Origin of the sequence: Nostoc sp. JL31, assembly GCF_017114965.1 — a bacterium.
In the GTDB taxonomy this organism is placed as follows: Bacteria; Cyanobacteriota; Cyanobacteriia; order Cyanobacteriales; family Nostocaceae; genus Nostoc; species Nostoc punctiforme_A.
In genome coordinates this window covers 80,549-87,034 of sequence record NZ_JABXKO010000033.1, presented here as the reverse complement: position 1 = coordinate 87,034, position 6,486 = coordinate 80,549, and the positions used below count along the sequence as shown (strand labels likewise).

Genomic DNA, 6,486 nt, shown 5'->3' with positions numbered 1-6,486 from the left:
CTCAGAAGGTCAAAGTTGAGCCTCAGAAGGTCAACGTCGAGCCTCAGAAGGTCAACATCGAGCCTCAGAAGGTCAACATCGAGCCTCAGAAGGTCAACATCGAGCTTCAAAAGGTCAACATCGAGCCTCAAAAGGTCAACATCGAGCCTCCGAGGGTGAAACTTCTAAAAATGAACAAGCGTTTATTAAATTCCAAACTCAAACTACTACTGCTAAGTTGCCTGATTATCACTCTAATAATTGCTGCTAAACAGTTAAACTTTCAGGGACTTTTACAGACCTTAGTCATTTGGGTTCACAGTCTTGGTACTTTAGGGCCTATTGCCTACATAGTTATTTTCAACTTAGCAACATTACTATTTATACCGGGTTCTCTTCTAAGCCTCAAAGGTGGTTGTCTGTTTGGTGTATTTTGGGGATCGATATATGTGCTAATTGCTGCAACAATTGGAGCAACCTTGGCTTTTCTCATTGGACGCTACCTGTCGCGGGATTGGGTTTCTCGACAAATGGAAAAACATCCTAAATTTAAAGCGATTGATTTAGCAGTTGCTAAAGAAGGATGGAAAATTGTTTTGCTAACTCGTCTTTCACCTATTTTTCCCTTCAATTTATTAAATTATGCTTTTGGAGTAACACAGGTTTCTCTCAAAGACTATATATTAGGTTCCTTCGGCATTATTCCTGGTACTGTGATGTACGTTTATATTGGTTCCTTAGCTGGTAATCTTGCCATGATTAACACGTCTTCTCAACCAATTACTCCAGAAACTCAAGTCTGGCAATGGGTAATGCGAGTAGTTGGGTTGATTGCTACCGTTGCTGTAACTGTATATATCACAAAAATTGCTCAGAAAGCATTAGCTCAAAGTGTGGCAGTAGAAGAAATCACAACCCATGAAAAAACTAACAATCATTCAGATATTTAAAGCCTCGACTCCGCTCGGCTTTAACACTGAGCGAAGCCGAAGTGTTAAAAGTATTGATGCCAGAAATTTCCAAAAGTTTTTTAGCCTCAGTGTATTAATATTACTAATATTGGCAAGTAGTTTCTCATTAAACGCAGACCCAGCTTTAGCACAAGAATCGGTAAATTCAAATTCTTTTAATCCCCAAACAATTTTACGCGAAGCCTTGCAGTGGATTGATGGCCTGGGTACCGTGGGAGCCATAGCTTTTATTGCCCTTTATATTGTCGCTACCGTTGCTTTTTTCCCAGGTTCTATTCTCACCTTGGGAGCTGGGGTGATTTTTGGTGCAGTTTGGGGTTCTCTTTACGTGTTTATCGGTGCAACCCTTGGCGCTACAGCTGCTTTTCTCGTCGGACGTTATTTAGCAAGGGGTTGGGTTGCTGGTAAAATCGCAGATAACAAAAAATTTGCCGCCATAGACGAAGCGGTAGGTAAAGAAGGATTAAAAATTGTCCTGTTAACGCGACTATCCCCTGTATTTCCTTTCAATTTGCTCAACTATGCATTTGGCATCACAGGAGTTTCACTTCAAGATTACTTTATCGGCTCTCTAGGCATGATTCCCGGAACCATTATGTATGTTTATATTGGTTCCCTTGCAGGAAATCTGGCGATGATTGGGACTGAGGCTCAACCTACCAACCCGACTTTACAATGGGCAATTCGCATCTTGGGTTTATTTGCGACAGTCGCCGTTACAATTTATGTCACCCGGATTGCGCGAAAAGCTTTAGAAGAGGAATTGTAAGAGTGGACAGATGCCCTCGCTATCTTTGGTAATCTTCGTATATTACAAAATAAATTGCGGAAAATGGGATAACAATTGAACAAAGGAAAATAATATGACAACTGAAAATAGTAAACCAAATGATGAAGTCCAAATTCGCACGATAATCGAGGAGCGCGTCAAAGCAGTAGGCAACAAGGACATCAACGCGCTTTTGTCCAATCACGCGCCGGATATTCTGTCCTTCGATATCATCAATCCACTGCAATATATCGGAGCAGATACGGTTAAAGAACGCGCCCAAAAGTGGGTTTCTTCGTTTCAAGGCTCAATCGGCTATGAGATTCTAGACCTGAGCATCACGACGGGCGAAACGGTAGCTTTCTGCCATTACCTCTATCGTGTGAGCGGAACACTGACAGACGGAGGGAAAGTCGAAATGTGGGTGCGGGCGACTGTTTGCTTGCGTGAGATTGACGGCAAGTGGATGATTGTGCATGAGCATCAATCAGTGCCTTTCGACCCGGAGACAGGCAAAGCGTCGCTTAATCTCAAGCCGTAGGACTTCGTGAATCATAAGATACGCTCGCATTGTCCGTTAATTTTTATCGGGCTTGGTTGCGGTTTCGCGCTGCGTTAATTCAATCGTTCGGCGGTTACTGCCTGAATTGGATGCGCCGACAAATAATTAATTTTGTCCAAAGTCTAATTATTAAACAAGCATAAAAATAAAAGACTGAGCCGCCTAAATTAATCGGGATTCTTAATTTTAAAAGAGGTTTTGCCAATGACCAATTCAGATTTAGAGAGAGTCACAGTTCGCCCAATTGACGAGTATAACCAAAAGTTGGTGTCTTACGTCCATCCGCCAAATTGGGTTAATCCTCAACCCGCCGATGTTTACGACTTGGTAGTAATTGGTGCTGGTACGGCGGGATTAGTGGTGGCGGCGGGTGCTGCGGGTCTGGATTTGGGTTTAAAGGTGGCGTTAATTGAAAAGCATCTCATGGGTGGAGATTGCTTAAATGTTGGTTGTGTACCATCTAAAACTATTATTCGTTCTGCCCGCGTCGTTGGCGAAATCTGGGATGCTAAAGACTTGGGAGTTAATATTCCCCAACATAATATTGATGTTGATTTTCCCAAAGTTATGGCCAGGATGCGGCGGATAAGGGCTGATATCAGCCCTAACGACTCGGCGGAACGGTTTAAAAAGTTGGGTGTCGATGTCTTTTTGGGTAGCGGCCGATTTGCAAGTAAAAATACGGTGGAAGTTGGCGATAAAACCCTCAAGTTTAAAAAAGCTGTAATTGCGACTGGCGCAAGAGCTGCACAACTGGCGATTCCGGGAATTGAAAAGGCGGGTTATCTAACCAATGAAACGGTTTTTTCTCTAATTCAACGACCGGAACGTTTGGCGGTGATTGGTGGCGGCCCCATTGGTTGCGAATTGGCGCAAGCTTTCCGGCGGTTGGGTTGTGAGGTGGTGCTTTTCCATAGCGGTTCTCACATCCTTAATAAAGAAGATGCTGAAGGCGCTGAAATTCTCCAAAAGGTTTTGATTAAAGAAGGAATTCGCCTGGTACTAAATTCCAAGTTAGAAGAAGTAGTAACTGTCACCGAAGGGAAACGGCTTTACTTTTCCTCCAACGGTCATCGAGATTCAGTGACAGTCGATGAAATTTTAGTTGGTGCGGGGCGATCGCCAAATGTAGAAAATCTAAATTTAGAAGCTGTGGGTGTAGAATACGACAAGCACCAAGGCGTAAAGGTAAATGATTACCTCCAAACAACCAATCCCAAAATTTATGCAGCTGGCGATATCTGCATGAACTGGAAGTTTACCCATGCTGCTGATGCAGCAGCGCGAATTGTAATTAAAAATACGCTGTTTTCTCCCTTTGGCATAGGACGCTCCAAACTCAGTAGTTTGGTGATGCCTTGGGTAACTTATACTGACCCAGAAATTGCTCACGTAGGGTTATACGAACACGAGGCGCAAAAATTGGGTATTGAGGTGACAACCATCAACATACCTTTTAATAGTGTAGACCGAGCGATCGCAGATGGTGAAGAGTTAGGATTTCTCAAAATCCACCATAAAAAGGGGTCTGATGAAATTATCGGTGCAACTATTGTCGCCAGTCACGCGGGTGAGATGATTTCAGAAGTGACTACGGCAATGGTGAATAAGATTGGGTTGAGCAAGTTAAGCAGTGTAATTCATCCTTATCCCACTCAAGCCGAAGCGATTAAAAAAGCAGCTGATGCTTATCGCCGAACACTCTTAACATCAAATACCAAAAAACTGTTGGGATTCCTAACAAAGTTATCTTAACCAAAATCAGTGAACAGTCGGATAACTGTTCACTGATAACTGATAACTTTTATGTCATCTCTAAACCAATACGCTTGGGTTAAGGGTTATTGGCGTAGATAATTATTGGTCTTTCAAGACGCGATAAATCGCGTCTCTACATCAGGGTTTTGTTGCTCATTCTAAACTGTATTTATCTCTAAACAGGTCGGAAGCGATCGATCTCACCTCCGGTCAAGTTTGCGTAATACAGATTACCATCAGGGCCAGTGGTGATTTGTGTAGGCAGTCCTAGATTAGGCCTGTCTGTTTGGGAAGCAAACCGCTTAACTGAGGTAACTTTACCTTGATTATCTAATATCAAAGCATCGATAGTTCCTTGACTGAAATCACCAATGAACAAGGCACCTTGATAGATTGAAGGGAAAGTATTACCTGTGTAAAAGTCACCCACCAGGATCGAATTAGAACCAGAATGCTTGTAAGTGTACAGTGGTTCTGTAACAGATGAGCCACTATTATAGAAGGCTTTTGCTGCATCTAAATTAGCGTAGGCTGGTTGTTTCAGACTGACGACATTACCATTTGCATCAAGGCCACCTTCATAGAATGGCCAGCCAAAGTTAGCTCCTGGTTTTCCGATATTGACCTCTTCGTAAGTACCTAAGCCAACATCACCAATTACGGGGGTATTGGTCTTTTTATCAATTGTGAAACGGAAGGGATTACGCAGACCTAAGTCATAAACTTTGGAAATATTGCTATTGGCGTCACCGTTGTAGAAAGGATTGCTTGATAAGCCTTTACCAGTAATCGGGTCAATCCGCAGAATCTTGCCGGATAGATTATTCTTATCCTGGACGCGAATTGCTCGGGGGTCTACTCCATTGTAGGAAGTACCATCTCCTAAGCTAACAAACAGAGAACCATCAGTACCAAAATGTACAGAACCAACTGAGTGAGATTCACTATCATTGGCTATAAAATTCTGGACATTTTGGACTTTATCGAGATTATTGAGATAATCCTGCAAGCTGGTAAACGGCTTACCAGTATCTTTGTTGAGAATTCCTGATGGTGCATAGCCAAGTGTGACATTTGTACTATTTCCATCTGGGTGGCTGATATTTGCCCAAGTGCCATTTGTGCCGAGTAGTACAACTTCGCTGCCAGCAATAGCAGTAGTGTAATTAGTCTTGGGGTCGGCTGTAAAGCGACTTAGCCGTGCAGTACGATTCCCATTCTGATCGGGATCGTCCAATGTACTATTGGGATTGTTCTTAGAATTGCTTGTATTAGTTTCTGGTGGATCGTAGGTATACAACAGGTAAACATAGTTGTTGCCGTTTGGACTTTTGCCAAAATCTGGATGTACAGCAATGCCTAACAGACCGCGATCGCGCGTATCATTTACCTGTCCGCGAATATCAGTAAATGGTGTAGATAATAAGGTACCGTTTTTCATGACTCGCACTACCCCATTTTTCTGGGCAATGAACATACTGTTACCATCAGGTGCCCATTCAAAAGCTGTAGGTTGATTCAAACCAGAAGCTACCGTATCTAAAGCAAAGTTACCAGAATCATTATCAATAATAGTGATACTTGTCTGTTGATTAGTTAACTGCACTCCAACTGGGTTACTGAACTTCAAAGCAAATGTTTCATTTGATTCCCCAACGTTGTCATTAAGAATGGGGATAACAATGGTGTTGCTGGTTTGTCCGGCTGCAAAACTCAAGCTTCCAGATACAGCCTGGTAATCAGATCCAGCTTTAGCAGTCCCATCTTGGGTTATGTAGTTGACGCTAGCAGCCGCCGAAGCATTGCCCCGTGTAACTGTCACCTTAGCAGTACCGTCACCCTCACTAACTACTGGCTGACTGAAATCGAGACCGGAGCGATCGTTGTCTTGAATCGTAATTGCGAGAGTTCTTTGGACTCCGAGTGTTGCTCCCTCTGCCTGATCGATGACAAAATTAAAGGTTTCATCTGCTTCTATCGAGGAATCATCATTGATCGGAATGGATACCTGCGCACTGCTTTGTCCCGCCGCAAAAGTCAGTGTTCCAGCACTTTCAATACCTTCACTCCCATAGTCAACTCCTTTTGTAGCAGTATTACCTATAGTCGCATATTTGATTGAAGATGTACCACTTAAATCTCCAGTTCTAAGTATTTTAATGGTAACACTATCACTGCCTTCGTTCACAGTCGTCGAAGACGATCCTAATGTGATAGTGGTCTGAAGAAATGGTGAATAAAGTTGAGACTGAGGAATGATTTCCTTCGCCTGAGAGGCGCTTGACCAACGCAGTTGAGAAACAGCATTGCCTTTATTTTCGTAGTACTCAAGTTTAATATCGTATTTCTGACCTGCAACCAATGCGATCGAGCCACTGGATTCGGTGGCAGATTGATCGATAAACTGATTGATGATTTGTTGACCATTCACCCACAGTCGCACACCA

At 43.0% G+C, this 6,486-nt stretch carries 5 protein-coding genes; 4 read left to right on the top strand and 1 reads right to left on the bottom strand.

The features are described 5' to 3' along the window. The first annotated feature begins 170 nt into the window (after positions 1 to 170). The 4 genes from HWQ43_RS06305 (at position 171) to HWQ43_RS06290 (ending at position 4,036) form a co-directional block, all read left to right on the top strand. Positions 171 to 929: a TVP38/TMEM64 family protein gene (locus HWQ43_RS06305; RefSeq protein ID WP_292731353.1), complete on the top strand. Its 759-nt coding sequence runs from the start codon at positions 171 to 173 to the stop codon at positions 927 to 929. Then, positions 898 to 1,719 carry a TVP38/TMEM64 family protein gene (locus HWQ43_RS06300; protein WP_292731348.1) on the top strand — a complete coding sequence of 274 codons (822 nt, stop codon included), beginning with the start codon at positions 898 to 900 and terminating at the stop codon, positions 1,717 to 1,719. Before HWQ43_RS06305 ends, HWQ43_RS06300 begins: the two co-directional genes overlap by 32 nt. A 94-nt stretch (positions 1,720 to 1,813) precedes the next feature. Beyond that, positions 1,814 to 2,260, top strand: a complete 447-nt coding sequence (locus HWQ43_RS06295) for a nuclear transport factor 2 family protein (RefSeq protein ID WP_292731346.1) — start codon at positions 1,814 to 1,816, stop codon at positions 2,258 to 2,260. 225 nt (positions 2,261 to 2,485) lie between these two features. Next, entirely contained in the window at positions 2,486 to 4,036 is a 1,551-nt protein-coding gene (locus HWQ43_RS06290; RefSeq protein WP_292731344.1) for a mercuric reductase, read from the top strand. 178 nt (positions 4,037 to 4,214) lie between these two features. Here HWQ43_RS06290 and HWQ43_RS06285 read toward each other — a convergent pair. Then, positions 4,215 to 6,486 (bottom strand): PQQ-dependent sugar dehydrogenase (locus HWQ43_RS06285; protein ID WP_292731342.1); only part of this gene is annotated, 2,272 nt, incomplete at its 5' end.

Coding starts and splice junctions, on each gene's coding strand:
- HWQ43_RS06305 (WP_292731353.1), top strand. CDS start 171: ATGAACAAGCGTTTATTAAATTCCAAACTCAAACTACTACTGCTAAGT.
- HWQ43_RS06300 (WP_292731348.1), top strand. CDS start 898: ATGAAAAAACTAACAATCATTCAGATATTTAAAGCCTCGACTCCGCTC.
- HWQ43_RS06295 (WP_292731346.1), top strand. CDS start 1,814: ATGACAACTGAAAATAGTAAACCAAATGATGAAGTCCAAATTCGCACG.
- HWQ43_RS06290 (WP_292731344.1), top strand. CDS start 2,486: ATGACCAATTCAGATTTAGAGAGAGTCACAGTTCGCCCAATTGACGAG.